Genomic DNA, 26319 nt, shown 5'->3' with positions numbered 1-26319 from the left:
AAGTGCAGAGTATAATACCCAGTATTGATATAAGTTCTGGAAAAGCTGTAAAGAGAGTTAGAGGAATTAAGGGAACTGGATTGGTTCTAGGCGACCCAATAAACGTTGCTAAAAAAATTTACGATGAGGGATATACTCACATACACATTGTAGACTTAGATGCTGCTGAAGGTGTCGGTAATAATGAGGAGAAAATTAGGGAAATTTGCAGAATAGGATTTGATTGGATACAGGTAGGTGGGGGTATACGAGATAAAGAAAAAGCTGAAAGGTTAATCTCGTTTGGAGCTACTGCTTTAATTTTTTCTACTATTATTTTTACGGATTATAATTTATTTATACAGTTAGTTAATGAAGTAGGTAGAGATAAAGTGTTAGCATCAATAGATTATGACGATACTAGAAGCGTTTTAATAAGAGGATGGAAGGAGAAATCTATAGATATTTATAATGCAATAAAGAAAATAAATGAACTTAAATTACTAGGAATAATATTAACCTACGTTACAAACGAGGGAACCACAAAAGGAATTGATTCTAACGTTAAAGAATATGCGAAGAGCATAGAAGGATTGAAAGAATATGCAGGTGGAGTATCGTCAGATTCAGACGTACATTATCTAAAAAAGGTAGGATTTGATTACGTAATAGTTGGAATGGCTTTCTACTTGAATAAATTAGGGGATTTAAGTTGAATAGAACATCAAACATGATAAGAGAAACTAAAGAGACTAGAATAGAAGTATTTTTGGATATAGATAGAAAGGGAGAAGTGAAAGTATCCACCCCGATACCATTTTTTAATCATATGTTAACTACATTATTATCTTATATGAACGTTACAGCTACTATAGCTGCAACTGACAAATTACCGTATGATGATCATCATGTAATTGAAGATGTTGGGATAACGCTTGGATTAGCAATAAAAGAAGCATTGGGAGATAAGAGAGGGATAAAGAGGTTTTCACACCAAATAATACCAATGGACGATGCGTTAATATTAGTTGCCATAGATATTTCAGGTAGAGGAATGGCTTTCGTTAACCTTAATCTTAAGAGGAGTAATATTGGGGGAATGGCTACAGAGAACGTTTCGCATTTCTTTCAATCATTCGCATATAATAGTGGAATTACTTTGCATGTTAACCAACTAAATGGATACAATACGCACCATATTATAGAAGCTAGCTTTAAGGCCTTAGGTCTAGCGTTATATGATGCAACTAGGATAATCGATAATGAAATACGAAGTACGAAGGGAGTAATATGACTACAAGAAGAATAATAGCGTGCCTAGATGTAAAAGACGGAAAAGTAGTTAAGGGTGTGAATTTCCTTAATCTTCAACTGAAAGGAGATCCAGTTAAATTGGCTAGCATATATGAGGAAGAGGGGGCTGACGAAATAGTATTTTTAGATATAACCGCAACAGTAGAGGCTAGAAAAGCGCTTTATAATGTTATAAGAGATACTGCGAGTGTGTTGTCTATTCCATTAACAGTTGGTGGTGGAATTAGGACCATAGAAGATGTTTCTATGGCACTACGCTCTGGTGCAGATAAGGTTAGTATAAATACAGCTGCTGTCGAAAATAAGCAAATAGTAAAACGAGCCGCAGAGGAATTTGGTTCACAAGCTGTTGTAGTTGCTATAGATGCAAAAAAGGTTGAAAATAGGTGGATAGTTTTCACTAAAGCAGGAACTCATAACACTGGATTAGATGCAATAGCATGGGCTAAGGAGGTTCAAGAACTTGGAGCGGGAGAGATATTACTAACTAGTATTGATAGAGATGGCACAAGAGCTGGATATGATATAGAACTTACAAAAAATATCGTAGATTCTGTTAGTATCCCTGTGATTGCCAGTGGGGGTGCTGGAAAGATGGAGCACTTCTATGATGTATTTTCAATTGCAAATGCAGATGCAGCATTAGCTGCAGGTATATTCCATGATGGTATAATCAAAATAAAAGATTTGAAGCTATATCTAAAGCAGAGAGGAATTGAGGTGAGACTTTGATATCCCATAACTTACCAGAAACTAGACCTAATGATTTCACTAAGGTAATCCCTATAGTTAAGGACATAATTGAAAGTGTAAAAACTAAAGGTGATAATGCAATCTACGAGCTAACTGAAAAATTAGATAAGGTGAAAATAAGTAACATTAAAGTAAGTAAAGAAGAGCTAAATACTCAAGCTTCAAAGGTTGATAGTAAGGTTAAAGAGGCTATAGATATAGCCTATGAGCAGCTAAAGGCATTTCATGAAATGTTAGTCCCACCCAATATTGGTGGTGGATATCAAGGAATATCGTTTGGCGTAGTATGGAAAAGTATAGAAAAAGTGGGAATATATGTTCCCTCTGGCAAGTACTCTTATCCATCTACCTTATTAATGGCAGGAATACCTGCTAAAGTAGCGAAAGTAAAGGAGATCTATGTTGCGTCCCCTCCCAATCAAGAAGGCACAATAAACCCAGCATTAGCTTATGTTGCAATCAAGCTTGGAGTCAATGAAGTATATAAGGTAGGTGGTGCACAAGCAATAGCAGCATTAGCTTATGGAACTGAGAGTGTAAAGAAGGTCTATAAAATTGTAGGCCCAGGTAATATTTACGTTCAAGCAGCTAAATATCTAGTAAGCGATGTTGTTAGTGTTGATGGTATTGAGGGACCAACTGAATTGGTTATAATAGCAGATCAGAGTGCAAAATATGATTACGTAGTTTTGGATATGAAAGCCCAAGCTGAGCATGGTCCTAATACATTTATAGTGTTACTATCTGATAGTGAAGAATTGATAAGGAAAGTAGAGGAGAAAGTCAGAGACGATGAAAAAGTATATTATATAATAAGAACTTCAAATATAGAAGAAGCTATCGAAATTGCTAATAGGATAGCGCCAGAACATCTATCATTATACGTTAAGGATCCTTCATCTGTTATTGATAAAATAGTCAATGCGGGAGCGATAAGTTTAGGAGTTACACCTCCAGCATTAATAGACTACGTTGCAGGACCTAACCATATTTTACCAACTAATGGATGGGCTAAAGTAAGAGGTGGTATCACGATTTATGACTTCATTAAACCTATAATGTACGCCAATTTGCGTGATATAAATAGACAGTTACTAGACGCTTCCATAACTTTAGCTAATTATGAGGGATTTGTAACTCACGCTAAGAGTATAGGTGTAAGATATGAGTAGTATAATAATTGATGACTTATATAAGATAATAATTGATAGAATAGATAAAAAACCAGCAGGTAGCTATACTGTGGAAATAGTAAATAAAGGAAAAGCATACGTGGCAAGAAAAGTTGGAGAGGAATCTGTGGAGGTGATTGTGGCCTCATTATCTGAAGGAAGAGAGAGATTTATAAGTGAGGTAGCTGATCTCCTCTATCATCTATTAGTACTGATGGCAATAGAAGGAGTTACCCCAGAGGACATATACAAGGAGCTGGAGAGGAGAAGAAAATGAAGGCACTTATAATTAATTATGGTGTTGGAAATCTATATAGCATCTCTTCTGCCCTAAATAGAATAGGGTTTGAGGTTAATATAAGCGATAAGCCTGGGAAGGATTATGATTTAATCGTATTTCCGGGTGTGGGTGCTTTCTCGGCAGTATCTGACTTTATTTTAAGATATAAGGCTTTATTCGATGATTTAAGAAAAAGTGGGGTAAACTTTCTAGGTGTCTGTTTAGGGATGCAAATAATGTTTGAAAAGGGAACTGAAGGAAAAGAAAGTACCGGGTTAGGTTGGTTTAAAGGGATAGTAGATAAGATTAAAGCAGATGTAAAACTACCTCATATAGGATGGGATCTTATTTTCGAAGTAAAAAGTGGTTGTGAACTAACTTATGGGTTAGATGGAAATTACGTTTATTATGTACATAGTTATGTTGCGTACCCAACAAGTAACGATAATGTTTACATGAAGAGCAAATATGGCATAGAATATCCAGCATTAATATGTGATAAAAATGTCGTAGGTACCCAGTTTCACCCTGAAAAAAGTTCTAGCACTGGTAAAATATTCTTAGAGAATCTTAGAGGGTGGGTTAAACGTTAAAGTTAAATGAAGATGAAATTAAAAAAATAGTCTCGTCATTAAATTTTAGGCATGAAGAAAATACCATAATAGCAGTAATCCAAGATTATAAAACAAATGAAGTATTAATGGTAGGAAACATGAACAAGGAGGCGTTAATCAAGACCCTAACCACTGGTTATCTTCATCTGTGGTCGTTGAGCAGAAAGAGGTTATGGTTAAAAGGAGAAACTAGTGGACATTTTCAAATTATTCAAGAAATAAAAGTAGATTGTGATGCTGATGCTATACTTCTTAAAGTTAAATCGTTAGGACCAATTTGCCATACTGGTAATTCTACGTGTTTTTACAGAAGCTACAGCGATATCATTAATAGTAAGAGTTAAAATTTACTTTAACAGAGTTAAAGAATATGAGTTCACAACAACAAAAAGTAGACAAGGAAGAATGGAAGAAAAAGATAATAGAATCTTTAAAGGACGTCTATGACCCGGAGATTCCAGTAGATATAGTGAATTTGGGACTTATTTATGATTTGAAGATAACAGATGAGGGAGATGTGTACCTAAAATTAGGTTTAACTGCCCCTGGTTGCCCGGTTGTAGATGATTTAATATATACTGTAGAGCAGGTAATAAAAGAAAGTGTTCCCGCCAAAAGTGTGGAAGTGGACATAGATTTAGAGACGCAATGGACACCATTAAAAATGACAGCTGAAGGGAGAGAGAAATTCAAACAACTATACGGTTATGATATAGTGGAGATGTGGGTACAAACTTATGGATTACCTGCTGATGAACAGAAGTCATAAAATTGTTTAATAATTATGTTATTCAATGTCTTGGAGTATCCTAGAGCTTTTGCGAAAAAATCCGGATGAACTCAAAAATAATCTGAAAAAAAGATTTATAGACATTTCACTAGTTGATAAAGCGGTTGAATTAGATAAGAAGTGGAGGCAAGTATTACAAGAAGTTGAAAAGTTAAGACACCAGCATAATGTGTTAAGTTCTCAGATTTCCAAAAGTACTGGCGAAGAGAGAAAAAAGAAAATAGAAGAAAGTAAAAACTTATTGAAGGTTCTAGAAGAGAAGGAGAAGGAGTTAGAAGAAATAGAAAACGAAAGAGACAGATTACTGTCCTCTTTACCAAATATAATAGCTGACGATGTTCCAATTGGCCCTGACGATACTTACAATATACCCATAAAGTTCTGGGGAAAATTTAAGGTTTATGAAAATGATCTTGAAGAGTTCCTTAAGCAAACTGCAGGCATTAAAGTAAATTACGAAGTTATAAAGTGGAAACCTAAGGGACACGCAGAAATGCTTGAAGACGTTCTACGTTTAGGAAATACTTTAAAGGCCTCAGAGGTTTCTGGCTCCAGATTTTACTATCTGTTTAATGATTTAGTTTGGTTAGATTTCTCTTTGCTACTGTTTGCAATAGATTACATGACACAACAAGGATATACATTGGTCTTACCGCCCTATATGCTAAGAGGGGAGGTAATTCAATCCGTAATTGACCTAGATACTTTCAAAGATGCAATATACAAGATAGAAAATGAGGATCTATACTTAATTGCTACGGCAGAACATCCAATAGCAGCAATGTTCTTTAAAGAGGAAATAGAAAAAGATAAGTTACCTCTGAAATTTGCTGGAATAAGCCCTGCTTTCAGGAAAGAAGCGGGGGCTGCAAATAAGGACTTAAAAGGTATCTTCAGAGTTCATCAGTTCCATAAGGTTGAACAGTTTATATTTTCATCACCTGAAGACAGCTGGAAATATCACGCTGAATTATTATTGAATGCAGAAAATATATTCCAACAACTTGAATTACCGTATAGGATTGTAAATATCGCGTCTGGAGATTTGGGTGCATGTGCAGCTAAGAAGTTCGACTTAGAAGTTTGGATGCCAGCTCAGGCTAAATTCAGAGAAATGGTAAGTTGTAGCAATTGTACAGATTGGCAAGCTTTCAGAATGAAAATAAGATATGTTGATAGAAAGAATAATAAGAAAGGTTATGTACACACATTAAATAGTACAGCAATTGCAAGTACAAGAACTATTACTGCAATTCTGGAAAACTACCAAAGAGAAGATGGCGTTGTAGAAATTCCTAAAGTTTTAAGAAAATATCTGGAAATATTTCCTAAAGCACCTAAAGATTATATATACCCCCTAAAAAATAAGATAATTTGACTATTTCTTTAATTGGCTTTCTAACCACTTTTCAACCTCTTTCATTTTCTTCTTTGCAAATCTCAGGAACAATTTTAGAGCGAATCTAACTGGCATATACACTGGACTTTTCATGTAAAATGAGTCTATGATATTTTCAGCCCAATATACATCATGCCAAAATACTTTCCTATATAACTCTATGTGTGCATCGCTTAACTTCACCCTCGTAAACCAATCTTTGTTTTTGAAATATCCCATGGGGACGAAGAACATGGGAACTAATATACTTCTATATGGTCTTAGATTATCAACTAATTCAATTGTCCTATACACGTCATCCTCAGTCTCCTCTGGAAGACCTACTATCATGGTGCCTGCTGGTATTATTTTATTTTCGTGCATGATTTTGAACGCTTCCTCTACAGTTTCAGGATACTCTTCTGGCTTATAAGGTGCAGACTTTGCAGGCATTATTTCCTTAGCTAATCTTACTGATCCAGTTTCTATTCCTACTTCAACACCTAAGTACCTCTGCTCATCATCAAATATTATTTCGCCTAGCTTACTTATTAGACCATATTTTTCTTCAGAGTATCTTATTGCAGCTAGACTGGCATGGCTCCACGCTATTGTCTTATAGTATTTCTTTACCAAAGTGTGAAGTTTAATCAGCGGTTCTGGTCTAGGATATATTCCGACTGCACCGTAAAATAATACATCATCGCTGTGAACTATACCATGCTTTACTCCCGCTCTGACATTAGTTTGTAATTCTCTCTCAATTTTCTCTAATGGGTAATACCTAGTGGGTCTTATGGTCACAGAACAGAACCTGCAAGATCTAGCACATCCTCTCATTATTTCTACCATACCATTTACACTAGCACCCTTTATTTCTGAAATGTCGTCTATATCTGGTACATCATCTCCACTAACATAGACATATTTGGGTAAAGGTTCATTATCAAGTATCATTTGGGCTAATTTTACCACTACTTTTTCTCCTTCTCCATCTACCAATGTATCCACTCCTACTTTTTCTATCATATCCTCTCTCCATAACCATTGCCATGTTGACGGACCACCTACTAAGATCTTCATCCCTCTTTTTTTAGCCTCTTGAATTTCTGGTTTATTTATCAAGGCTTGAAAACTCTTGTAGTTTATCGGCTCCTTTTTAGTGATACCCCACCATGTAGAAGATGGCGGACCAAAAGCGAAATAGTCATGATGAGAAAACATTAATGCCTTAGCATACTTTAAGTGTCTATCTAGATAATCTGGATCTATTATTGCAGCCTTAAATCCTTCATCTATTAACTTAGCTTCAACTTTTCTCATTCCATAGGGCGCTTCTCTAGGTCTTCCTATATCATCAACTTTCATTTTAGGGCAAGCTAACCATTTCCAAACAGATTCTGGTACACCAACAGCGGGTCCAGTACCTAAAAATCCCAGGAACTCTTTACCATGATGATTTGTCATCAGACATCTATCAGTGGTTAGGATGAAATCAAATGTCTGCTCCAAAAAATTCACCTACTTGTTTTCCTTCTTTTAATCATATATATAAACCCTTTTTATAAAAGTTGCATAGCTTTTCTAAAATTCTTCTTAAAACCTTCCGTTATGTTATTCCTATCAAGAGCTTTTGCATCGTCATCCTTAGGTTTCCATTTTTCTCCATTTGGTAGATTAACCGCCTTTATTGAGGTAAAAATATATAACGTCTCCCCCTTTTCGTTCTTAGCTTCTTCTATAAGGATCTGTTCCCTACCAATTTGAGCCTTATATTTAGCTGTTATCTCACTTACCTTCATGCCTTAGAATCTATGACGTATAATTATAAAAGATTTACTACTTTGACACTTACTCCTCTCTACTTTCTTCTTCCTCATTCCCCTCAAATTCTTCACGTAGTAATTCCAATCCTATTTCTTTGTAGTATTCCTCTCTCTCATGCTCTAGTTCTTCGCTTAAATTTCTTCCTTCTTTATCACTAACTATCGACGTAGTCAGCACTTTACTACTCTTGTCTTTACTTTCTTTTATACTGTATTCTTTCTTCTCTTTTTCACTTAATGCCATTTCATAACCACATTTATTGCACTTTAGAATATCTTTTCCATCTTTCTTCGATGGAACCATTAATCCTCCACACTTAGGACAGAACTTCATAAGTGAAAATAAAGCGATAGGATAGTATAAAAACTTTTGCATTACATTAAAATATTCTTATTCTTGGATCTTCCTTAACTACATTCAATACTATGCTTGTATAAGTCCTTTCAATTTTAGGGTTTTTAAGTAATTGTTTTAGGAAACTATCTAATTCTTCTACACTTCTAAATTTAGCTATTATTACCACATCATATTCTCCAACTACATCATAAACAGCTATTACGTTATCAGCATTTGCTATTTCTTTCTCAAATTCTACAAGATGCTTACCATCCACCTTAGCCATGATTATTCCCGTTAGAGCGAAGCCTAACTTAGAGTAATCTAACAATGCAACGAAGCTTTTTATTATTCCTTCTTGAACCATTCTAGTCATTCTATTATGAAGAGTAGCAGGTGAAACATTCATCTCTTCCGCAAGACGCCTTAAACTAGTTCTAGCATCTCTGGTTAGTTCTATTAATAACCTTCTGTCTATTGCGTCTAAATCTACCATTCGTTTTTTACTATCTGACATGCTAATAGACATATAGAGATCATGTTAAAAAATTTTCATCTTAAATACAGTTCTTCATATCAACTTTATTTGGGATATACCATTTATTATTAATTGGACTCCAAAGGCAGCTATTATAATTGCCATAAATCTCCCCACTGCTACAGTTCCAGTATTACCTAAGATCTTAATTATAATCGGCCCTAGTAATAAGGAAAGATATACTAAAAGTGCTGCTAGTAAACTACCTAATATTAAGATTAGTAAATTATTATTAACCGTCAATGTAATTAATGCAGTCATAGTACCAGGACCTACAATGAGAGGAGTTGCAATTGGTGTAATTATAGCTTCCTCAATCCTACTTGACAAGAACTTTAATTGCTGAAATCCACCAAGTGTATCAACACCTAGATATACTAATATTATACCTCCACCTATTTCTAAAGCTGAGACACTTATTCCCAAAAATGCTAATAGAGGTCCTCCTAGTAAGGAGAAAAACACAAGTAATGCAGTAACAGCTATAGATAGCTTATTTACTAAGAAATTCCAGCTTATTTTAGTTTGAGAATTACGATTAAACTCCTCATATATAGCAATAAGATAAGGAAGAATAGATAGAGGATCCATTATCGCATATAACTTAAAGGCTATCTCTGGGACTGATAAGATTGAACTCATTCTAGTAAACTAAGAACTTCTTTAAGATTTTTAATCTTCTCGTTATCGTCCTTAGTAGTTAATGCTATCAATAACTTCCCAACAATAAGGTATATTTTAGAAATTTCTTTCTTGCAATCATCGTTAGACTTACTTAATTCTTCTAATTTACCCTGGAGGCTCTGTACATTCAAATATAGTTCTCCTAATAATTCTTCCACACTGTGCTCGTGTTCATGTTCATGTTGATGAGTCTGTTCAATCTCTCTTTGAATATCCTCCATATCTTGCTCATTCTTAGGTATTTTATCTATTCTAAACTTACTCATTTTTACCTTCCTCCTCCTCTATGGTATCCACGTTCGTAACATTACTTAAGTCACTTTGTTTTATAATATACTTTCCTACACCTAACCTAATATAATGTTTAAGCACCGTAGAAATCTTACCCGCTGCTCTTAATGGTATGCATTCCGTTTCAACTTCCTCATTAGTATCTGTAATTCCAACTACTTTAGCCATTTTCTTTTCTTCATCACAATATTCTACTTTTACTTCTTTTAGCCTACCCAAAAACACTAACGTTTCTAAGTCTCGTCCTTTCATTACTGGCCTAACCATTTTATTTTTTCACTGAAATACCTATAATCTCCTCAAATTTTAAACCCTTTTCAAGTAAATAGGAATGTAAATCCTTTCGAATTTCGTTGATTACATTAAATCCCTTCTCAATAAGCACTGTACCTAAACCCACCAATTTGGCCCCTACTGCTAACATCCCTATCACATCAGCCCACTCGAATACTCCACCAACCCCGATAATATCAACACCATACTCTTCGTAAACGTCCTTTATTATCCTAAGCGCTATGGGATATAAACATCTACCCGAAATCCCTCCAGTACCATAGCTGAGAATCGGTTTAAAGGTATCTACATCTATCACTAACCCCTTAATGGTATTTATGAGAGTTAATCCATCTGCTCCTTTTTCTAGAGCTTTCCCAGCCAATTCAACAGCGTTATCCCAAGGGCCTAACTTAACAAATACTGGTAGGTTGGTTACGCTCTTTACCTCTTTAACTATATTACCAATTAATGACGAAAGTGATTCGCCATATCCTTTTCTATTTGGACTACTCACATTTATTTCTATAATTTTAGCTTTCTTTTCGACAATTTTTACTGCTTCCATAATTTCACTAACAGATGAACCACTAACACTTGCTATAAGAGGACATTGAACGTTTATATTATCAAATATTTTTGCACCTGGATTTCCTAATCCTATGGCATTAATATAAATTCCATCGTAAAGTTTAATAACTGTCGGAGGTGCGTGTGGATCCAATGGATTAAGCGTAACTGTTTTTGTCGTAATAGCTGATGGGTTATATTTCTCACAAATCTCTCTGATGTAATTTGGTACGTCTGGTACTATACCGGACGCTATTATTAATGGGTCACTAAATTCGAGATCTTTTATTTTAATCATCTCTATTCTCACCAAATGGGTTTATCCCTTTTACTGGAAAAACCTCTCCTTCTAGATTACTTACTTTACCTTGAACTATAGTCATATAAACAGAGGCTTCTAAAGGATATTGGTCTAGTGGAGTCTCAGTTACTTTAGAATATTTAGTCGAATATCTCCAGTTTTTAAATTGAATAACAGTAAAATTGGCATAGTTATTTTCCTTTATTTCGCCATAAGGAATTCCGAGAATCCTTGCGGGATTTCTCGATATTAAGTCTATGGCCCTATCTAGACCTATTATACCCTTATTAACCAATGTGAAAACAAATGGAACAGTGAACGAGATTGCCGCAATACCAGGTGGGCAGATTTCGTAAGGTTGTGCTTTTTCAAACTTGGCATGAGGTGCATGATCACTAACGATGGTATCAACTTCATTAATTGCTTGTAATAACCATAACCTTTCATTGATACTTCTTATTGGGGGATTCACCTTAGATAAACAGTCACTTTCACCATTAACTAGTAGATGATGTGGTGTTAAATCAACGCTAAAACCCAGCTCTCTAGCTAACTTCACTGTAGTTAAATTAGTAGCATGAGTTATGTGTACTCTTTCATAATCTTTGACATAAAATAATGCTCCTATCTCGTACCAAATATTTAACCTCAATTTTCTATTACCTCTTAATGCTAATGGAACTTCTGGATGAAGAACTTTCAATTTCTTAGATTTTAAAACCCTATATGTTTCTTCTTTTTCTAGATCTTCAGGGAATATCTTATAACCTGCTATAGGAGTTTTTTCTACTTTTTCAAATTCCTTAGTAACACCAGAATAAATGAAATAATCTACTCTAGAGTAGTATTCGAATTCCTTCAACTTAGTATTTATGATTTCTACTGTATTTACAACGGGCATCGTATTTGGCATATCACCTAATAGGGTTATTCCACCATAAGAGGCTTCACTGGTTCCAGATATTACATCCTCCTTATATGCTAATTTTAAACCTCTTATGTGGGTGTGAAGATCTATTGCACCTGGTAGAATTAAGGTACCTTGTGGTAACGTAACATCTGGCTTACAAAGCGATTTAATCTCTTTTATCCTCCTATCAAAACTTATACATACTTCTCTAATCTCATTATTCACATATGCTTTTCCTCTAATCCACAACTTCCTCAAGCCTCATAAAGGGGCCTTCAACGCAAACTAGTTTGCCTTTAACTTCACAGATACCGCAAACCCCTAAAGAACAGTTCATTTTAACCCACCTATTATATACTAGAGTTTTTCTCGCAGGTAAATTTAATTCATGAAGTAGATGTAACGGCATAGAAACTATAATTAGATCACCTTCTTCAAGGCTTTTAGGTTCTTCATACCCAATATGGCAATCTACACATTTAGCTAAAACTCGTATTCCTATTTTACTCGCAAACCGTAGTGGATATAATAAATCATGATAAAGGTTTCCATACGCTACTCCTATAATAGTTCTTAAACCACTAAAATCCAGTGGTTTTCCCATTGGTCCTTTTAATATTACTCTCTTACCTATTCTGCTGGCTAATTTCTCTGATTCTATGTATAGTTTGAGCGTCTTGCTAAACTCATCATAATCGCCAATACCTAAAGGTATTTCACTCTCACTGGGAAGAACTAAACTTACAAACTGTCCAGGCTTTGGATGTATGCTAAAATTGGCTATCTTTATCTCATAAATGCCTTGATCTATGATCCTTTTCTTCTCAATAACGTCGTAATAATATGTCATAATATCTGCCTTACTACATCCTCTTCAGTTATGTAAATCTCGCAGTATTCACACTTTAATTTAAGAGGTTTAATAGAGATTGTTAGGAACCTACTTTCAGCCTCAACATCATTATTAGTTATACATTGGGGATTGGGACATTTTATTAAGCCTTTAATTTGTTTTGGAACTTCAAGATGCCTTTTTTCTACTACTACGTAATCTCTTATGATATTTATTGTTGCAGATGGAGCTATCAGAGTGATTAAGCTCGCTTCTTTCTCATCGATTTCCCTTCCTTCGATCTTAACTATATCTTTTCTTTCTATTTTTTTACTTTCTACGTTCATAACTAACGCTATTCTATAACCCTCATTTCCCTTTATCCCTAGAATCTTCAGAACCGCTAATGCTCTTCCCGCGGGGATATGGTCTATTACAGTGCCATTTCTTATTTTACTTACGATTAATTCATCTTTCTTTGAGTAGCTAATCATATCTCATTCACCTAAAATATCGTAGAAAAGTGCCATTCTAACTGGCACAGCTAGAGATGCTTGATAGAAATACTTTGCATGAGGAGTCTTGTCTACTCTTCTATCAATCTCATTAACTCTAGGTAATGGATGTAAAATAATAGAGTCTTTCTTCATCATACTTACCAATTTATTGTCAACAACATAACTCTCTTTTACCTTTTCATACTCTACTTCATCAACGAATCTCTCTTTTTGGATTCGCGTAACGTAAAGTACATCTATATCTTGTATAACTTCATAGGGATTTTGCGTTTCTATTACCGGATAATTCAGACTATCCAATATCTCCCTCCTAACTTTTAGTTGAGGTGGAGAAATCAGAAATACTTTCTTAGGTTTAAATCTAGTTAACGCTCTTAACAAACTGTTTACTGTCCTCGCGTATTTTAAATCTCCCAATAAAGCAAAGGTTCTTCCATCAATTTCATTAAAGATCTTGTAAACTGTATATAAATCTATCAGTGCTTGAGTAGGATGCTCGTGCTTACCATCGCCTGCATTAATGATAGGAACCTCGCTTATCTCACTTGCAAATAGAGCTGAACCATCATACTTATGTCTCATTACGATACAGTTTGAGTAATTATTTAACATTCTTATAGTGTCAGCTAGATTTTCACCTTTAGCTACTGACGTAGACTCTTCTGAACTAAATCCTATTACATTTGCGCCTAATTTTATCGCGGCAGTATGGAAACTTTGGGCGGTTCTAGTGCTGGGCTCAAAGAAGGCTAATGAAATTACCTTATTCGACAAGTAACTTAACTTACCCTTTGATGTGGAGAACTTATCTGCAAGTTCGAAAATTCTAAAGTAGTCATCTCTCGTTAGATCCAATGCCGAAATAACGTGTTTTAATTTCACAAAGCCCTTATTACTGCTTATAGGAGAAGTATATTTAAATTCTTTTTCCGACTCTCTCTACGTATGAATTTTGCAGAAATTTTACTCGAAAGGAAGTTGTTATTATTAGGGAATTTTGTATTAACGTCTGGTAAAGTTAGTCCTTACTATCTTGATCTAAGACCACTTCCTAACTACCCTGAATTTTACGATATAGTTAACATGGCTATAAATAAGGTAAAAGAATTGCCTCACGATATAATAGTGGGGATAGCAACTGGAGGAGTTCCTTTAGCTTCCTTTATAGCTTGTAATCTTAGAGAGCCAATGGGATATATAAGGATAGAGAAGAAAGGACATGGAACTAATCGCACGTTAGAAGTGAATGTAAAAGGGAAAAGAGTACTATTAATAGATGATGTGGCAACTACTGGAACTTCAATAGAAAAAGCAACTCTAGAAATTGTAAACGGAGGTGGTATAGTTTCAGATGCATTAGTTATTATAGACAGGCAAGAAGGAGCATCGCAAAGGTTAGAGAAATTAGGAATTAAGTTGCACTCTTTATTTAGAATCTCAGAAATTTTAGATCAATTGCTAAAAAGTGATAAACTTAAGGAGAATGAAAAGAAGGCAATTGTTGACTACCTGGTGAAGAACGTTGAGAAATAATAATCGTGAGAAAAAAATAATCTTAGCAATGGATAAACCTCTTCCGCATCATGTTCTTAGGAACATGGGAAATGAACTACATGGAATAAAAATTGGTTTGCCATTAGTCCTAGATTTAGGAGTAAATAAGATTAAAGAACTCTTAACTGATTTGGATGTAAATGAAATAATTGTGGATTTTAAGTTAGCTGATATTGGATATGTGATGAAATCAATTGTAGAAAAGCTACCTTTTGCAGACTCTTTCATAGCACACGCTTTTATTGGTATTAAAGGATCATTAGATGAATTAAGTGAATATCTTAAAATGAATTATAAAAACTTATATTTAGTTGCAGTAATGTCTCATGAAGGATGGAATATATCATTTACAGATTATATCAAGAGCACTATCAAGGAAATAAGACCATATGGAATAGTTGTGGGCGGAACTAAGTTAGAATTAATAAGAGAGTTCAGAAAAGAATTTAACGACATCATAATAATTTCCCCCGGTATAGGTGTACAGGGTGCGGGCTATGGAGATGCAATATGTGCAGGGGCCGATTACGAAATCATAGGAAGAAGCATTTATAATTCTGAAGATCCAGTAAATTCGTTAAAAAGTATAAATAAAACTATCAACGATAAGGTGATGGAGTGTAAAGGAGGAGTTCTTAGGTAAAAATGAACTTAGTGAGAAGATAACTAGGCTTTATGAATTAAGTATAGTAGCGGAAAACATACATGAGGAATATGGAATAATTCCAACTACAGATTTTAATTATATTTATGTAGATAACAATTATGAAATTGAAGATGAGTTAGTGAAGAAAGGAAAGTCTATTAATCAATATTTTGCAATTTACGATGAAATTTTGAAATCGTATATCGAATTTTTGCGACAAGTTATGCTAAATTATGCCATAAGGACAATCAATTCAGAAGTTGAGTTCATGAATATAATACTCACGGACGGATCTTATATAATACTTGAGGGAGATGAAAGAAAAGTTTCAATACCGTTTCCAAAGGGAATAGCAACAGTGCATACGCATCCTGGAATTTGCCTTTTTTCATATAAGGATTTAGAAACTGCTGACTCACTATTTAGCAGTGGTTATATAGTAGTTTCTGTAATGAATAATGATTGCGTTTCTTCATTATACAGATGCGGTGTTTATACATTTGAAGATAAAAGCGTATTGAAGAATACGGTAAATAAGGTAAGAAAGGCTAAGACAGTAGAGGAACTTTTAAATATATATAAGAATTTGATCTTTCCTAATTACTTAAAATTCATCACTTATTCGATTTAGCTAACATATCTATTGTTGCTTCAGCTATATCGGAAGAGTATCTCGCAATTCTTCTTAAAGATTCGATTACCATAGAGGTAGAAGTTATGATTTTCGGATTGTCATTACTTTTAATAGCTACCTCTTGTAGCTCCATTAATTTTTTGAATATTTCAATATCTGCAATTAAATTATGAGCTACATCCTTCTTCTCATTTAGAAACGCGTTTATAGCTGACTTATAATTTTCTAAAATTAAAAGTCCATTTTTTACTAAGTCCTCTTTATTACTAAACTTGCTTACATCCTCGGCTAAGCTAGCTATTCTATTAGCGTGATCGCCTACTCGCTCGATAGTCTTAGCTACTGAATATATATCAACAGATTGCGTAAGATTATAGCCCTCAGCGTCTAAGACATTTATGGCTTTTACTGAAATAGTCAACTGTCTTGCAATGTAAAAGAAGAATCTATCTACTTCATCATCTCTCCCAACTATTTCTTTGGCTAGTTCAATATCAGATTTGTTTATAGCTTCTAATGAGTCTCTAAGCATATTATATGAGATTGTAAAGGCTCTAGAAATCGCTTTTTTAATTGATAACTCCTTCTCGTCAACCAGAAATTGGATAGAAATTGAATTTACATCTTCCTCTACTACTTCTGCACCCAGAAGTCTTCTTCTAACTGCATCTTTAATATATGCTCTTGTAGAACTAGACATCCTAGGACACGTTATCACTACAGAAGAGTATCCAGCTATATAATAAGCTATAAATTCTCTGATAATAGAGTCTGGAGTGACATTATCGCAATGTATTATCTTCTTGACTTCTTTCTGATCTGGTGAATTTAGGGATTTTGGAACTATGACCAACTTCATATCTATGTCTTGAAAAATCTCAACTTCGTCTCCTGCAGAAAGAGATAATGCCTTTATCCACTCTTTTGGTAAGGAGACTATATATGTGGAGCCTCCAGTTAATTGAATTTTCCTTGTTATTGGTTTACTCAACCCAATCTATATAGTACTACTGATACCTTGATTATAAACTTGATCTCTTCTTTTCTCAGCTATTTTCTCTGCATCAGCTAATATATTTCTAGCTTCTTCCTTTGCATTGATCTTTATTTCTTTTGGCAAATCGACATTTATATAGAAATTATTGTAAATCTCATCAAGAGAAACTGAAATTTCTGGCATAAAGTTGAAATTCTCTTTAAGTAACTTTATGGCTTCAACAACAGATACTGCACTAGTAACTATATTGCCTATATAGATTATAGTTTCAATCTTTATTTCTAATATTTCAAGCATAACCTCTAATGTTAGCAAGCGCTCCAAAACTCCCTCTAGTACTTCTGATTCTTGAGCAACCATCTTAGATAGATGAGGGAAGGAGGAAATATCTCTTATAACTACGTCATTGTACGTTTCCAGTCTATTGCGCATTCTGACTATTACATGTTGTACTTTATTTCGTAGAATTCTCACATCTATCAATAGTTCAGCTAAAGTCTTTCCTCTCTTCTTCACAAGGTATTTATTAACTAGAAAGGTTTAAAAGGAGAATGTTAAGCTATTTTAGAGGTTTTTGCTTAATCTCTTTTTCTAGTTCGTCCAGGATATCTTTATATTGCTTGTAAAAAGTTGTAAGCTTATAAGGTAAACCATATCCATCTGCCTCTTTATATACTATGTTGTTTTCCATTAAAACTTCTAAGTGGTGCATAACAGTTTTATAATCAAGTTTTAATGTTGACGCTATCTGGTTAGGATTTAAGGGATTTTCCTCTAATAAACGTACTATTCTTAACCTAGTTGTCCCTCCTCTCGATGTGAAAAAAAGGAATTTGAAAAATTTTTTAACCTGTTTACGTTCCTTTTGACTCATTATACGATAAATATACTTGTGGCTTCAAGCTAATATACTTCAATGCATGATATACAAAATGATTAATGTTCAAAACGTACTAAATACGTAATTATTTTCCTTTTCTGTTTAAGATTTTGTCTTTAACTTTCAATAACGTGTACTTCACATCTTCGTCTTTGACATATTTATTACATTCTTCATAATGATACGCAATGAATTCAAGTTCTGTGTAAATGTTATACTTTTTGTATATATCTTTCAAAGTAAGTGACATATCAAGATAGTCTTTTACGAACTCTAAATAACCACACTTAGCAATAATTTGTAATAATCCTAAATCTGTTAATCTTCTTCTACCATTTCTTCCAACAATAATAACCCTTATACCAACACTTATCTCGTTATCATTTAATAAGAAGTCCTCAGCCTTAATTTCCCCCTCTCTTATCTTAATGATGGACTCCTCGCTTAACAAATATCTTTCTATAACGGCATTAAGTGTCATAACTTTTTATTGAATAGGTAGGTTAAATTTATACTAATGTGGGAAGAACTAAGAGAAAAGGCTCTTCACAGAATATATCATGACAAGGAAATAGGTTATCTTGATCCAGATATTATGGACTTCCTACTAGCATTCTATAAATATAGGAACGATGTATACACTCAAAGTAGTTGTAGTGGAAGAATAACAATAGTAGACTCCGAAATGCCTTGGGATAGAAAAAACTCTACAATTGTATTTAAAAACCATTTGGGCATAACAGTACGAGACATAGAAGACGTACTAGATAAAGATCAGGTTAGAAGATTATGGTTAATAGTACAAGGTCCGATAGTTCACGCATATGCTAAGAATATAGACTCTGCTTGGGAAATATTAAAGATAGCCCGCAATGCAGGATTTAAACATAGCGGAATTTTGACAACAAATGAAAAGGGAGTATTAGTAGAACTAAGAACTGGAATAAGAATGGTCCATCTTTTAAGGAATTCCAATACAGAAAAAGTTGAGCAAGATAAACTAACAACTTTGGTTAACGTAGCAAATGAAGTGTTAATTAAGGGGAAACAAAAAATGAAATTACTAGAAGAAATTCTCTCATCTAATTCCAAGAATCCTATGGAATTGGGGAAGGACCCTAAATTGAAGACCCCTATCTAATACTACTTGTATTATCTCATTTAACGCATTTAAATAGTCCTTTCTATTTCCATCAGGTTGCAATATTACCTTTTTAGGATCAATCTTTTGAGACTCAACGAATTTCACGACTTCATCAATATCCTTATTAGGATAAACTATAACGAACTTATAGTACGTGGCCCAATCGTCGGTGAAATCATATTTCAACCTATGTCCTGAATTACTAAGCTTAGGAGAAACCGAAAAAACATCAATAATTTTTCTTAATTCCTCTGATGGTTTAATAGTACCATTGGTTTCCACTACAATCCTATGCCCTATTCTTTTAAGTTCCTTAGCAAGTGGTACCAAATTTTGAAGTAAAGGTTCTCCTCCAGTTATCGTGGTAGTCTTTATCTTTTTATCTATCTTAGATAAGATTTCTTCAATGCTCATTTGATTACCAATTTCCCATGAATATTTCGTATCACACCAAACACATCTTAGATTACAAGTTGCAAGTCTAATGAAGTTTGAAGGTGTGCCTATAACCTCGCCTTCCCCCTGTATCGACGTAAAAATCTCAATTACGCGATATATCATTTATATTACCCCTCAATATTAGACTAAAAAGTTCTTCCTTTAGCTTATCTAATCCTGTTCCCTTTTCTGCACTTATCTCATACCATTTAGTAACTCCTTCACTTTGAAGAAAATTAACAATCCTCTTATAGTATTCCTCATATCTTTCATCAATTTTGTTAATAACGGGAATAATAATCTTATTCATAGACTTAACTTCTTTAAATAACTCGATCTGACTTTCTATAGACAGAACAGAAGAAATTGAGGTATCAAACATGAATAGGACTATTCCATTAAGATTTCTTATTGCATTAATGGCTTTCCGTTCTATTTTATTTCTCTCATTTTCTGGCCTATCTAAAATTCCTGGAGTATCAATAACTTGAATACGTAATAGGTCTAAAATAACGTGACCTACGTGGATTTCCTTTGTAGTAAAAGGGTAATTAGCAATTTCAGGCTTAGCAGTAGAGATTTTCGTAACTAATGTGGATTTTCCTACGTTAGGAGGACCTGCAACAATAATAGTGGGCAATGTAGGATCTATCGTTCTAATCTTTTTCAATTCAGTAGCTATATTTATTACACTATCTATGCACTCACTAGAATTCCTAAGTATTGAACTTACTCTTCCAAAAGCTTGTCTCATTAGTTTGTTGGCAACCTCCTCTGGACTCTTCCTTATCTGGTTAACATATTTCTTTAAAATTCTCATAGATATCATGCTAGCCTTCCTAGTAATTGATAAGCATATCTTTAGTTTATCAACGTCCGTTATGATCTTAATTGATTCTAAGTAAAAAGGATGCAATTCCTCAATTCTAGGAAATTGCTCTACAAAAGTATAGTATTTTTTAACTCTTTCATAATATTCATTTAGTCTCCTTATTTCTCTATCTTTAACTGAAGAACCAGCTATTTTGGGTAATCTATTCAGCATACTTTTAATTGTCTCATTAACTTTTGGTGGAATTTTTAATCTTTCAAACGGATTTAGCATACTTTTGTTCCTGGAGGAACTTCTCCATCTATAGTTAGTACTCTGGGCTTTATGCCTTTTGCTTCGTCTTCCTTACATCCAGCTGCAAGTAACATACCTTGACTCTCAAAACCCCTAATTAGTCTAGGCTTTAAATTTGCTATTACTATAATCCTTTTGTTTACTAGCTCCTCTGGAGTGTAATACTCTCCTAATCCAGCAATTATCTGCCTCTGTTCTGAACCTAAATCTACAATCAGCTTTAACAATCGTGTTCCTTCAATTCTCTCAGCTTGCTTTACTATTCCTACTCTAAGATCTAACTTAGCAAATTCGTCTATGGTAATTTGTGTGCTCATGGGGTTAAGCATATTCAAACAGTTATAAGGATTTTCATTTACATAATTAAGTAAAACTATTTCCTATTCTAAGCTAACTTTTTATATCGGCTATGTAAAATAGTCGTAATGGAGCTCAACAAAATTTCTGAGGGAAAAACTAAGATAGTTTATGAGTTTGATAAAGATCACGTATTACTAAGGTTTAAGGATGATATAACAGCAGGCGATGGCCAAAAGAAAGATGTATTAGAAGGTAAAGGTGTTTTAAATGCTCAAACCTCAGCATTCTTCTTCAGACTGTTGGAAAGTAAAGGCATCGATACACATTATGTAGGGATGATGGACGAGAGAACGATGATAGTTAAAAAATTGAAAATGATACCAGTAGAGGTTGTATTGAGAAATATAGCAACTGGTAGCATAGTTAAGCGACTGCCAATAAATGAAGGTGAGATTTTCGAACCACCAATAGTTGAGTTTTTCTTAAAAGACGATCAACGCCATGATCCTTTACTTAATTATTACCATATGGAGTATCTCAAATTATTAAATAGAAAAGAAGCTGAACAGATAGAAGATATAATGATTAAAGTAAATCAAATATTATCAAGTTTCATTAAAAGCAAAGGGTTAATACTATATGATTTTAAATTAGAATTTGGTCGTTTAGGTAATAAATTGGTAATAGGAGACGAGATATCGTTAGATAGCATGAGAATTAGAGATAACTCTGGTAGGATATATGATAAAGATCTGTATAGAAAAGGCCAAGATATAAGTATAGTAAAAGCGTCATATGAGGAATTCCTTAAGAGAATTATCTCTTGAGGTTTACAACGATGTTATACGATGTGGAGCTAATAGTGATAAACAAGGATTCAGTTAGAGACCCAGAAGGAGAGACATTACAAAGATATGTAATCGAGAAGTATACAAAAAACGTAATCGAAACAAGAGTAGGGAAATACGTACAGTTCAAAATTGAAGCTAATAGTGAGGATGAGGCAAAAAAGTTAATCGAAAAAATTGCAATTGAAGGACGTTTATTCAATCCCATAGTCCATAAGATCCTAATAAGGGTGAAGAGAGAATGATAGCAATCATCAAGTTTCCGGGAACTACTTGTGAGACTGACGTATATAAGGCATTAGTAGAAGCTGGCGTACCAGCTATAATTGTAAAATACAAGGATTTTGATCCAGATAAATATAAGGGAGTGATTTTACCTGGAGGATTTAGCTTCGGAGACTACCTAAGAGCTGGAAGCATTGCAGCGAGCACGGAAACCATGAAAAGAGTAAAAGAAATGGCTGAAGAGGGTAAACCGGTTATAGGAATATGTAATGGTTTTCAAATATTGGTTGAGAGCGGTCTTTTAAAAGGAGCGCTACTTCCAAATTTAAAACTAAGATTCATCTCTAAGTGGGTATACTTAAAAGTAATCAGAGCTGATACTATACTGACTAAAGATCTAGAAAATAAAGTAATTAAAATGCCAATTGCGCATGCAGAAGGTAGATATTATGTAGATGATATAGAATACGCAAAGACACACATGGTTCTTCAATATAGCGATGAAAACGGAAACATCAATGAGAATGTTAATCCCAATGGCTCTTTATTAAACATTGCTTCCATTGCAAACGATGAAGGAAACGTAATAGGGATGATGCCACATCCAGAAAGAGCTTCTTTCAAGTTAACCTCAATAGATGGGTCCACTGATGGTCTACTTCTCCTAAGGAGGTTAAGCAAATGGGTATAAATCTTTTACAAGTTGAAATGGATGAGATAAGGAAGAGATTAAACAGAGAACCTGACGAAGCTGAATGGAGAGTCATAGATGCTGTATGGTCAGAGCACTGTTCCTATAAATCGTCAAAAATATTTTTAAAAAGTTTCTCTATGGAGAGTCCTAATGTTATAATGGGCATTACTGATTGGCAAGACGCTGGAGCAGTGGATATAGGTAATGGATGGGCAATTGTAGTGAAAGTGGAAAGTCATAATCATCCATCAGCAGTTGATCCCTTTAATGGTGCAGCAACTGGTGTAGGAGGCATAATTAGAGATATTATCAGTAAAGGGGCTAAACCAATAGCCTTATTAGATATGATTAGAGTGGGCAATCTTAAGATAAGAAAAAATGTATGGTTACTTAAGAATATAATCGCAGGAATCGCAGCCTATGGTAATAGTATTGGTGTCCCAGTAGTTGGAGGAGAATTGTCTTTCGATGATACGTATAACGACAACCCAATAGTCGATGTCGCGGCAATTGGAGTAGTCAAAAAGGATAGAATAAAACCAAGTATAGTAAATAGACCAGGATTAAAACTAGTATTAGCTGGCCTTACTGGAATAGATGGATTAGGTGGTGCTTCTTTTGCTTCACGAAAGCTGAGTGGAGAAAATGAGATAGGTGCAGTTCAGATTGCTGATCCCTTTGCGGGAAAAATTATCCTCGATGTAACATTAGATATAGCAGATAAGGTTGAAGCTATTAAGGACTTAGGTGGCGGTGGTCTTGCAGTAGCCGTAACTGAGATAGCTAACGGGTTTGGAGCAATAGTAGACATTGAAAAAATACCATTACGTGTAAAAGATATGGATCCTTCAGATATTATTATCTCTGAAACACAAGAAAGAATGTTATATGCTGTAGACGAGAAAAACGTAGAGGAAGTATGTGAAGCATTTAAACAGTATGAATATCCTTGTAGTGTAATAGGAGAAATAACCAAAGATCCTATAATTAGGTTTAGATATCATAATAAGGATTTGGTAGCTCTTCCATCTGATTTGCTATTAAACCCTCTAAGGTTTATATGGCCAATAAGAAGAATAAAAAAGAGCAACGAGAAAACTACCGTTCAATTACCGCCCTTGAAGGATGCAATATCAGTTGTACTTTCTCACCCAGATTTAGTAAGTAAAGAATGGGTTTACTCTCAGTTTGATTATGAAGTAAACACGTCCACTGTTATAAAGCCCGGTCACGCTGATAGTGCTGTAATAGCGTTACCTAATGGTAAGCTACTTGCTGTAAAGGGTGATGCAAACCCTGATCTATGTTATGAGGATGCTTATGAATGTGGAAAGGGAATAGTAGCAGAGGCCTATAGAAATTTAGCGTCAGTAGGAGCTAAGGGAATAGTAGCAGTAGATCATCTACAATTTGGAGATCCAAAGAAACCTGAAGTATATTATACTTTCGTAGAAGCAATAAGAGGTATAGGAGAAGCAACTAGGTTCTTTAACATCCCTATTGTAGGTGGTAAAGTATCGTTTTACAATGAAAATAGCAGAGGAAATCCGATTAAACCCACGCCTTTGATTGTAATGGCAGGTTTAATCCAAGGTAAATTATTAAAGAACAACATAGAAGATGGTCTAGATATAGTGCTATTAGGATACACACATGGGGAATTGGGTGGATCTTTGTTTTCTAAGATGTTTAATATCTCAGCTGAAGTTCCTAAGGCAAGACTACAAGAAGACCTATTATCATCAGAATTAGTAATAGATGCAATTAATGAAGAAAAGATCACATTCGCAAAAGATGTTAATAGGGGTGGATTAATAGCTACGCTATTTAACGTAATAGTGCACGGTTATGGGATAGAGATAGATAGTAAGAGTATATTAAGCGATAGTGACAATACATTAGAAACGCTATTTTCAGAGAATGGCGGACGTTTCATAGTTTTAACAAATGAACCAGAATGGATAATTGATAGAGCTAAAAGCAGAGGTGTTGTGGCTTCAATAATAGGAAAAGTGAATAGGAATTCTAGTTTATTAAAAATTGATGATACCATATATAATTTGGATAATTTAGTTAAAAATTATTTTAATTTCTTAGAAGAGGTGACGAATAATGGATAAGGCACATGATAAGTGTGGAGTTTTCGCTTTATCTAGCCCTAAAAGGGCAAGTATACAACTAATAATAGAAGGAATTAGGCTTCTTCAGCATAGGGGACAAGAATCTGCTGGCGTTGCATACGCAGAAAATGAGAGGATAGTAGCTATAAAAGGCCTTGGACTGGTTGATGAGGTATTCAAGGAAAATTTCAACAAGCTAGTAAATAACGGAATAGGTCATGTGAGGTATTCAACAACTGGAGCTAGTTCAGTAGAGGAAGCTCAACCATTAGGCGATTCTGAAATAGTAGTAGCATTTAATGGAACCATCAGTAATTATTACAAATTTGGTTCATTTAAAACCGATACTGAGTTTATATATGACTTCTTTAAACAGCGCATAACTCACTATCCTCTTTTGAATATAGTTAAAGAATTCATGGAAATTGTAGATGGTGGATACTCAGTAGTAATACTATTAAAGGATGGTAAAATTGTAGCTTTTAGAGATCCCAAGGGTTTACACCCACTTACAGTAGGGTCTTTAAATGATTCATTAATAGTATCATCTGAAGACTCTGCAATTAAACAATTAGGAGGAAGAGTACTGAAACATATTTCGCCTGGGGAACTAATGATAATACATGATGGAAAAATAATGTATGATGAGATGATTTACGAAAGAACTAGGAATTATGCAACTTGTTCTTTTGAATACATATACTTTGCGAGGCCAGATTCAAACATTGATGGCTATTCGGTTTATTTAGCTAGGATAAGATTAGGTGAAGTTTTAGCCGAAAAACACCCAGCAAAGGGAGATATTGTAGTCCCAGTTCCAGACTCCTCTAGACCCATAGCTCTTGGTTTTTCCAGAAAAAGCGGAGTACCATTAGAGGAGGCTCTGGTGAGAACGATATCTTCAGTAAGGTCATTTATAATGCCAACTCAAGATAAGAGAACTGAAGTATTAGAAGAAAAGTTTGGAGTAGTATCCGAGGTAATTATGAATAAGCGTGTCATTTTAATAGATGACTCAATAGTTAGAGGAAATACAATGAAGAGAATTATTAAGATGCTGCGTAGCAGTGGCGCTAAGGAGATCCATGTACGTATAGGGTCTCCGATGATTAAATACGCTTGCTTCATGGGAATAGACTTTCCAAAAAGAGAAGAATTGATAGCCTACAACAAGTCAGAAAAGGAAATAGGTAAGGAATTAGACGCAGATTCGATTGAATATTTAACGGTTGAGGAGATGGTTCAAGCAATAGGTAGAAAAGACTTATGTACTGCATGTTTTTCAGGAATTTATCCACTTAAATTTAAATATGATATAAAAGAGTTAGAAAAGAATTTTGGGAAGTGATATAA

At 34.4% G+C, this 26319-nt stretch carries 37 protein-coding genes; 18 read left to right on the top strand and 19 right to left on the bottom strand.

The features are described from left to right. Nucleotides 1-2 precede the first annotated feature (2 nt). Genes hisA through serS form a run of 9 tightly spaced genes read left to right on the top strand, consistent with a single transcriptional unit; the run spans nucleotide 3 to nucleotide 6280 of the window. Nucleotides 3-695, top strand: a complete 693-nt coding sequence (gene hisA / locus V6M85_RS12180) for a 1-(5-phosphoribosyl)-5-((5-phosphoribosylamino)methylideneamino)imidazole-4-carboxamide isomerase (protein ID WP_338600553.1) — start codon at nucleotides 3-5, stop codon at nucleotides 693-695. Nucleotides 696-709: 14 nt separating this feature from the next. After that, on the top strand, nucleotides 710-1273 hold the full coding sequence (gene hisBd / locus V6M85_RS12175; protein ID WP_422398143.1) for an imidazoleglycerol-phosphate dehydratase: 564 nt from the start codon (nucleotides 710-712) through the stop codon (nucleotides 1271-1273). Further along, complete coding sequence (gene hisF, locus V6M85_RS12170) at nucleotides 1270-2025, top strand: imidazole glycerol phosphate synthase subunit HisF (protein ID WP_338600547.1); 756 nt, start codon at nucleotides 1270-1272, stop codon at nucleotides 2023-2025. The genes hisBd and hisF overlap by 4 nt, the downstream gene beginning before the upstream one ends. Then, nucleotides 2022-3218, top strand: a complete 1197-nt coding sequence (hisD, locus tag V6M85_RS12165) for a histidinol dehydrogenase (RefSeq protein ID WP_338600544.1) — start codon at nucleotides 2022-2024, stop codon at nucleotides 3216-3218. The genes hisF and hisD overlap by 4 nt, the downstream gene beginning before the upstream one ends. After that, nucleotides 3211-3495, top strand: a complete 285-nt coding sequence (gene hisE / locus V6M85_RS12160; protein WP_338600541.1) for a phosphoribosyl-ATP diphosphatase — start codon at nucleotides 3211-3213, stop codon at nucleotides 3493-3495. Before hisD ends, hisE begins: the two co-directional genes overlap by 8 nt. Then, a complete protein-coding gene (hisH, locus tag V6M85_RS12155; protein WP_338600538.1) occupies nucleotides 3492-4091 on the top strand; it encodes an imidazole glycerol phosphate synthase subunit HisH in 600 nt (199 codons plus the stop codon). Before hisE ends, hisH begins: the two co-directional genes overlap by 4 nt. 17 nt (nucleotides 4092-4108) lie before the next feature. After that, nucleotides 4109-4456 (top strand): phosphoribosyl-AMP cyclohydrolase, encoded by a 348-nt coding sequence (hisI, locus tag V6M85_RS12150; protein WP_338604793.1) that lies wholly within the window; start codon nucleotides 4109-4111, stop codon nucleotides 4454-4456. A gap of 26 nt (nucleotides 4457-4482) precedes the next feature. Further along, entirely contained in the window at nucleotides 4483-4881 is a 399-nt protein-coding gene (locus V6M85_RS12145) for a metal-sulfur cluster assembly factor (RefSeq protein WP_338600535.1), read from the top strand. Nucleotides 4882-4906: 25 nt separating this feature from the next. Next, nucleotides 4907-6280 carry a serine--tRNA ligase gene (serS, locus tag V6M85_RS12140; protein WP_338600532.1) on the top strand — a complete coding sequence of 458 codons (1374 nt, stop codon included), beginning with the start codon at nucleotides 4907-4909 and terminating at the stop codon, nucleotides 6278-6280. Here serS and V6M85_RS12135 read toward each other — a convergent pair whose 3' ends face one another. From V6M85_RS12135 to pyrB, 12 genes are read right to left on the bottom strand one after another with little or no spacing between them, the layout of a single operon-like run. After that, a complete protein-coding gene (locus tag V6M85_RS12135; RefSeq protein ID WP_338600529.1) occupies nucleotides 6281-7801 on the bottom strand; it encodes a radical SAM protein in 1521 nt (506 codons plus the stop codon). It abuts the gene before it with no gap. 41 nt (nucleotides 7802-7842) lie between these two features. Next, nucleotides 7843-8082, bottom strand: a complete 240-nt coding sequence (locus V6M85_RS12130) for a hypothetical protein (RefSeq protein WP_338600526.1) — start codon at nucleotides 8080-8082, stop codon at nucleotides 7843-7845. Nucleotides 8083-8131: 49 nt separating this feature from the next. Next, nucleotides 8132-8482 (bottom strand): RPA12/RPB9/RPC11 RNA polymerase family protein, encoded by a 351-nt coding sequence (locus V6M85_RS12125; protein ID WP_338600523.1) that lies wholly within the window; start codon nucleotides 8480-8482, stop codon nucleotides 8132-8134. 4 nt (nucleotides 8483-8486) lie between these two features. Beyond that, complete coding sequence (locus tag V6M85_RS12120; RefSeq protein WP_338600520.1) at nucleotides 8487-8972, bottom strand: Lrp/AsnC family transcriptional regulator; 486 nt, start codon at nucleotides 8970-8972, stop codon at nucleotides 8487-8489. A 42-nt stretch (nucleotides 8973-9014) separates the two neighbouring features. Beyond that, nucleotides 9015-9623, bottom strand: a complete 609-nt coding sequence (locus V6M85_RS12115; protein ID WP_338600517.1) for a MarC family protein — start codon at nucleotides 9621-9623, stop codon at nucleotides 9015-9017. After that, nucleotides 9620-9931: a hypothetical protein gene (locus V6M85_RS12110; protein WP_338600515.1), complete on the bottom strand. Its 312-nt coding sequence runs from the start codon at nucleotides 9929-9931 to the stop codon at nucleotides 9620-9622. The genes V6M85_RS12115 and V6M85_RS12110 overlap by 4 nt, the downstream gene beginning before the upstream one ends. Continuing rightward, entirely contained in the window at nucleotides 9924-10223 is a 300-nt protein-coding gene (locus V6M85_RS12105; protein WP_338600512.1) for a hypothetical protein, read from the bottom strand. The genes V6M85_RS12110 and V6M85_RS12105 overlap by 8 nt, the downstream gene beginning before the upstream one ends. A 1-nt stretch (nucleotide 10224) precedes the next feature. Next, nucleotides 10225-11097, bottom strand: a complete 873-nt coding sequence (gene pyrD / locus V6M85_RS12100) for a dihydroorotate dehydrogenase PyrD (protein WP_338600509.1) — start codon at nucleotides 11095-11097, stop codon at nucleotides 10225-10227. Continuing rightward, nucleotides 11090-12259, bottom strand: a complete 1170-nt coding sequence (pyrC, locus tag V6M85_RS12095; protein ID WP_338600506.1) for a dihydroorotase — start codon at nucleotides 12257-12259, stop codon at nucleotides 11090-11092. Before pyrC ends, pyrD begins: the two co-directional genes overlap by 8 nt. Then, on the bottom strand, nucleotides 12249-12860 hold the full coding sequence (locus V6M85_RS12090; RefSeq protein WP_338600503.1) for a 2-polyprenylphenol hydroxylase: 612 nt from the start codon (nucleotides 12858-12860) through the stop codon (nucleotides 12249-12251). Before V6M85_RS12090 ends, pyrC begins: the two co-directional genes overlap by 11 nt. Continuing rightward, nucleotides 12857-13336, bottom strand: a complete 480-nt coding sequence (gene pyrI / locus V6M85_RS12085) for an aspartate carbamoyltransferase regulatory subunit (protein ID WP_338600500.1) — start codon at nucleotides 13334-13336, stop codon at nucleotides 12857-12859. The genes V6M85_RS12090 and pyrI overlap by 4 nt, the downstream gene beginning before the upstream one ends. 3 nt (nucleotides 13337-13339) lie before the next feature. Next, nucleotides 13340-14242 (bottom strand): aspartate carbamoyltransferase, encoded by a 903-nt coding sequence (gene pyrB / locus V6M85_RS12080; RefSeq protein ID WP_338600497.1) that lies wholly within the window; start codon nucleotides 14240-14242, stop codon nucleotides 13340-13342. Nucleotides 14243-14305: 63 nt separating this feature from the next. Between pyrB and pyrE the strand changes: the two genes are divergently transcribed. The 3 genes from pyrE to V6M85_RS12065 all read left to right on the top strand — a co-directional run bounded on the left by pyrE (nucleotide 14306) and on the right by V6M85_RS12065 (nucleotide 16191). Beyond that, a complete protein-coding gene (gene pyrE / locus V6M85_RS12075; RefSeq protein WP_338600494.1) occupies nucleotides 14306-14893 on the top strand; it encodes an orotate phosphoribosyltransferase in 588 nt (195 codons plus the stop codon). Then, the gene (locus V6M85_RS12070) at nucleotides 14883-15557 is read left to right on the top strand and encodes an orotidine 5'-phosphate decarboxylase / HUMPS family protein (RefSeq protein ID WP_338600491.1); all 675 of its coding nucleotides are present in this window, start codon (nucleotides 14883-14885) and stop codon (nucleotides 15555-15557) included. The genes pyrE and V6M85_RS12070 overlap by 11 nt, the downstream gene beginning before the upstream one ends. A 226-nt stretch (nucleotides 15558-15783) precedes the next feature. Next, complete coding sequence (locus V6M85_RS12065; RefSeq protein WP_338604791.1) at nucleotides 15784-16191, top strand: hypothetical protein; 408 nt, start codon at nucleotides 15784-15786, stop codon at nucleotides 16189-16191. On the opposite strand, the gene V6M85_RS12060 is transcribed toward V6M85_RS12065, so the two are convergent. The 4 genes from V6M85_RS12060 to V6M85_RS12045 all read right to left on the bottom strand — a co-directional run bounded on the left by V6M85_RS12060 (nucleotide 16175) and on the right by V6M85_RS12045 (nucleotide 18552). After that, the gene (locus tag V6M85_RS12060) at nucleotides 16175-17185 is read right to left on the bottom strand and encodes a PhoU domain-containing protein (RefSeq protein WP_338600488.1); all 1011 of its coding nucleotides are present in this window, start codon (nucleotides 17183-17185) and stop codon (nucleotides 16175-16177) included. The two genes, V6M85_RS12065 and V6M85_RS12060, sit on opposite strands and share 17 nt — an antisense overlap. Before the next feature lie 6 nt (nucleotides 17186-17191). Beyond that, nucleotides 17192-17707 (bottom strand): cell division protein CdvB3, encoded by a 516-nt coding sequence (gene cdvB3, locus V6M85_RS12055; RefSeq protein ID WP_338600485.1) that lies wholly within the window; start codon nucleotides 17705-17707, stop codon nucleotides 17192-17194. Between the two features lie 43 nt (nucleotides 17708-17750). Next, a complete protein-coding gene (locus V6M85_RS12050; protein WP_338600482.1) occupies nucleotides 17751-18065 on the bottom strand; it encodes a winged helix-turn-helix domain-containing protein in 315 nt (104 codons plus the stop codon). Nucleotides 18066-18156: 91 nt separating this feature from the next. Then, nucleotides 18157-18552 (bottom strand): hypothetical protein, encoded by a 396-nt coding sequence (locus V6M85_RS12045; protein ID WP_338600479.1) that lies wholly within the window; start codon nucleotides 18550-18552, stop codon nucleotides 18157-18159. A 30-nt stretch (nucleotides 18553-18582) separates the two neighbouring features. Between V6M85_RS12045 and V6M85_RS12040 the strand changes: the two genes are divergently transcribed. Next, nucleotides 18583-19212 (top strand): tRNA(Phe) 7-((3-amino-3-carboxypropyl)-4-demethylwyosine(37)-N(4))-methyltransferase, encoded by a 630-nt coding sequence (locus tag V6M85_RS12040; protein ID WP_338604788.1) that lies wholly within the window; start codon nucleotides 18583-18585, stop codon nucleotides 19210-19212. Here the strand turns inward: V6M85_RS12040 and V6M85_RS12035 are convergent. The 3 genes from V6M85_RS12035 to metG are packed head-to-tail and all read right to left on the bottom strand — an operon-like array spanning nucleotide 19150 to nucleotide 21108. After that, nucleotides 19150-19776, bottom strand: coding sequence for a 7-carboxy-7-deazaguanine synthase QueE (locus V6M85_RS12035; protein WP_338600476.1), 627 nt, complete (start codon nucleotides 19774-19776; stop codon nucleotides 19150-19152). The two genes, V6M85_RS12040 and V6M85_RS12035, sit on opposite strands and share 63 nt — an antisense overlap. After that, nucleotides 19757-20758, bottom strand: a complete 1002-nt coding sequence (locus V6M85_RS12030; RefSeq protein ID WP_338600473.1) for an NOG1 family protein — start codon at nucleotides 20756-20758, stop codon at nucleotides 19757-19759. The genes V6M85_RS12035 and V6M85_RS12030 overlap by 20 nt, the downstream gene beginning before the upstream one ends. Next, nucleotides 20752-21108: a methionine--tRNA ligase subunit beta gene (gene metG, locus V6M85_RS12025; RefSeq protein ID WP_338600470.1), complete on the bottom strand. Its 357-nt coding sequence runs from the start codon at nucleotides 21106-21108 to the stop codon at nucleotides 20752-20754. Before metG ends, V6M85_RS12030 begins: the two co-directional genes overlap by 7 nt. Before the next feature lie 96 nt (nucleotides 21109-21204). On the opposite strand from metG, the gene purC reads away from it, so the two are divergent. Genes purC through purF form a run of 5 tightly spaced genes read left to right on the top strand, consistent with a single transcriptional unit; the run spans nucleotide 21205 to nucleotide 26314 of the window. After that, nucleotides 21205-21906, top strand: coding sequence for a phosphoribosylaminoimidazolesuccinocarboxamide synthase (gene purC / locus V6M85_RS12020; RefSeq protein ID WP_338600467.1), 702 nt, complete (start codon nucleotides 21205-21207; stop codon nucleotides 21904-21906). 11 nt (nucleotides 21907-21917) lie between these two features. After that, the gene (purS, locus tag V6M85_RS12015; protein ID WP_338600464.1) at nucleotides 21918-22172 is read left to right on the top strand and encodes a phosphoribosylformylglycinamidine synthase subunit PurS; all 255 of its coding nucleotides are present in this window, start codon (nucleotides 21918-21920) and stop codon (nucleotides 22170-22172) included. After that, complete coding sequence (gene purQ, locus V6M85_RS12010; RefSeq protein WP_338600461.1) at nucleotides 22169-22843, top strand: phosphoribosylformylglycinamidine synthase I; 675 nt, start codon at nucleotides 22169-22171, stop codon at nucleotides 22841-22843. Before purS ends, purQ begins: the two co-directional genes overlap by 4 nt. Next, nucleotides 22834-24966, top strand: coding sequence for a phosphoribosylformylglycinamidine synthase subunit PurL (gene purL, locus V6M85_RS12005; protein WP_338600458.1), 2133 nt, complete (start codon nucleotides 22834-22836; stop codon nucleotides 24964-24966). Before purQ ends, purL begins: the two co-directional genes overlap by 10 nt. After that, a complete protein-coding gene (gene purF, locus V6M85_RS12000; RefSeq protein WP_338600455.1) occupies nucleotides 24959-26314 on the top strand; it encodes an amidophosphoribosyltransferase in 1356 nt (451 codons plus the stop codon). The genes purL and purF overlap by 8 nt, the downstream gene beginning before the upstream one ends. The last annotated feature ends 5 nt before the right edge of the window (nucleotides 26315-26319 follow it).

It is taken from the genome of Sulfolobus tengchongensis (assembly GCF_036967215.1).
Classification (GTDB): domain Archaea; phylum Thermoproteota; class Thermoprotei_A; order Sulfolobales; family Sulfolobaceae; genus Saccharolobus; species Saccharolobus tengchongensis_A.
Note: the sequence above shows the minus strand (reverse complement) of the source record. Positions and strands in the feature narration are given on the sequence as shown.

Bases quoted from the DNA above. Each gene is read 5' to 3' on its own strand.
- hisBd (WP_422398143.1), top strand. From the start codon at position 710: ATGATAAGAGAAACTAAAGAGACTAGAATAGAAGTATTTTTGGATATA.
- hisF (WP_338600547.1), top strand. From the start codon at position 1,270: ATGACTACAAGAAGAATAATAGCGTGCCTAGATGTAAAAGACGGAAAA.
- hisE (WP_338600541.1), top strand. From the start codon at position 3,211: ATGAGTAGTATAATAATTGATGACTTATATAAGATAATAATTGATAGA.
- hisH (WP_338600538.1), top strand. From the start codon at position 3,492: ATGAAGGCACTTATAATTAATTATGGTGTTGGAAATCTATATAGCATC.
- V6M85_RS12145 (WP_338600535.1), top strand. From the start codon at position 4,483: ATGAGTTCACAACAACAAAAAGTAGACAAGGAAGAATGGAAGAAAAAG.
- serS (WP_338600532.1), top strand. From the start codon at position 4,907: ATGTCTTGGAGTATCCTAGAGCTTTTGCGAAAAAATCCGGATGAACTC.
- V6M85_RS12130 (WP_338600526.1), bottom strand. From the start codon at position 8,082: ATGAAGGTAAGTGAGATAACAGCTAAATATAAGGCTCAAATTGGTAGG.
- V6M85_RS12125 (WP_338600523.1), bottom strand. From the start codon at position 8,482: ATGCAAAAGTTTTTATACTATCCTATCGCTTTATTTTCACTTATGAAG.
- V6M85_RS12120 (WP_338600520.1), bottom strand. From the start codon at position 8,972: ATGTCTATTAGCATGTCAGATAGTAAAAAACGAATGGTAGATTTAGAC.
- V6M85_RS12115 (WP_338600517.1), bottom strand. From the start codon at position 9,623: ATGAGTTCAATCTTATCAGTCCCAGAGATAGCCTTTAAGTTATATGCG.
- V6M85_RS12110 (WP_338600515.1), bottom strand. From the start codon at position 9,931: ATGAGTAAGTTTAGAATAGATAAAATACCTAAGAATGAGCAAGATATG.
- V6M85_RS12105 (WP_338600512.1), bottom strand. From the start codon at position 10,223: ATGGTTAGGCCAGTAATGAAAGGACGAGACTTAGAAACGTTAGTGTTT.
- pyrD (WP_338600509.1), bottom strand. From the start codon at position 11,097: ATGATTAAAATAAAAGATCTCGAATTTAGTGACCCATTAATAATAGCG.
- V6M85_RS12090 (WP_338600503.1), bottom strand. From the start codon at position 12,860: ATGACATATTATTACGACGTTATTGAGAAGAAAAGGATCATAGATCAA.
- pyrI (WP_338600500.1), bottom strand. From the start codon at position 13,336: ATGATTAGCTACTCAAAGAAAGATGAATTAATCGTAAGTAAAATAAGA.
- pyrE (WP_338600494.1), top strand. From the start codon at position 14,306: ATGAATTTTGCAGAAATTTTACTCGAAAGGAAGTTGTTATTATTAGGG.
- V6M85_RS12065 (WP_338604791.1), top strand. From the start codon at position 15,784: ATGCTAAATTATGCCATAAGGACAATCAATTCAGAAGTTGAGTTCATG.
- V6M85_RS12050 (WP_338600482.1), bottom strand. From the start codon at position 18,065: ATGAGTCAAAAGGAACGTAAACAGGTTAAAAAATTTTTCAAATTCCTT.
- V6M85_RS12045 (WP_338600479.1), bottom strand. From the start codon at position 18,552: ATGACACTTAATGCCGTTATAGAAAGATATTTGTTAAGCGAGGAGTCC.
- V6M85_RS12035 (WP_338600476.1), bottom strand. From the start codon at position 19,776: ATGATATATCGCGTAATTGAGATTTTTACGTCGATACAGGGGGAAGGC.
- V6M85_RS12030 (WP_338600473.1), bottom strand. From the start codon at position 20,758: ATGCTAAATCCGTTTGAAAGATTAAAAATTCCACCAAAAGTTAATGAG.
- metG (WP_338600470.1), bottom strand. From the start codon at position 21,108: ATGCTTAACCCCATGAGCACACAAATTACCATAGACGAATTTGCTAAG.
- purC (WP_338600467.1), top strand. From the start codon at position 21,205: ATGGAGCTCAACAAAATTTCTGAGGGAAAAACTAAGATAGTTTATGAG.
- purS (WP_338600464.1), top strand. From the start codon at position 21,918: ATGTTATACGATGTGGAGCTAATAGTGATAAACAAGGATTCAGTTAGA.
- purQ (WP_338600461.1), top strand. From the start codon at position 22,169: ATGATAGCAATCATCAAGTTTCCGGGAACTACTTGTGAGACTGACGTA.
- purL (WP_338600458.1), top strand. From the start codon at position 22,834: ATGGGTATAAATCTTTTACAAGTTGAAATGGATGAGATAAGGAAGAGA.
- purF (WP_338600455.1), top strand. From the start codon at position 24,959: ATGGATAAGGCACATGATAAGTGTGGAGTTTTCGCTTTATCTAGCCCT.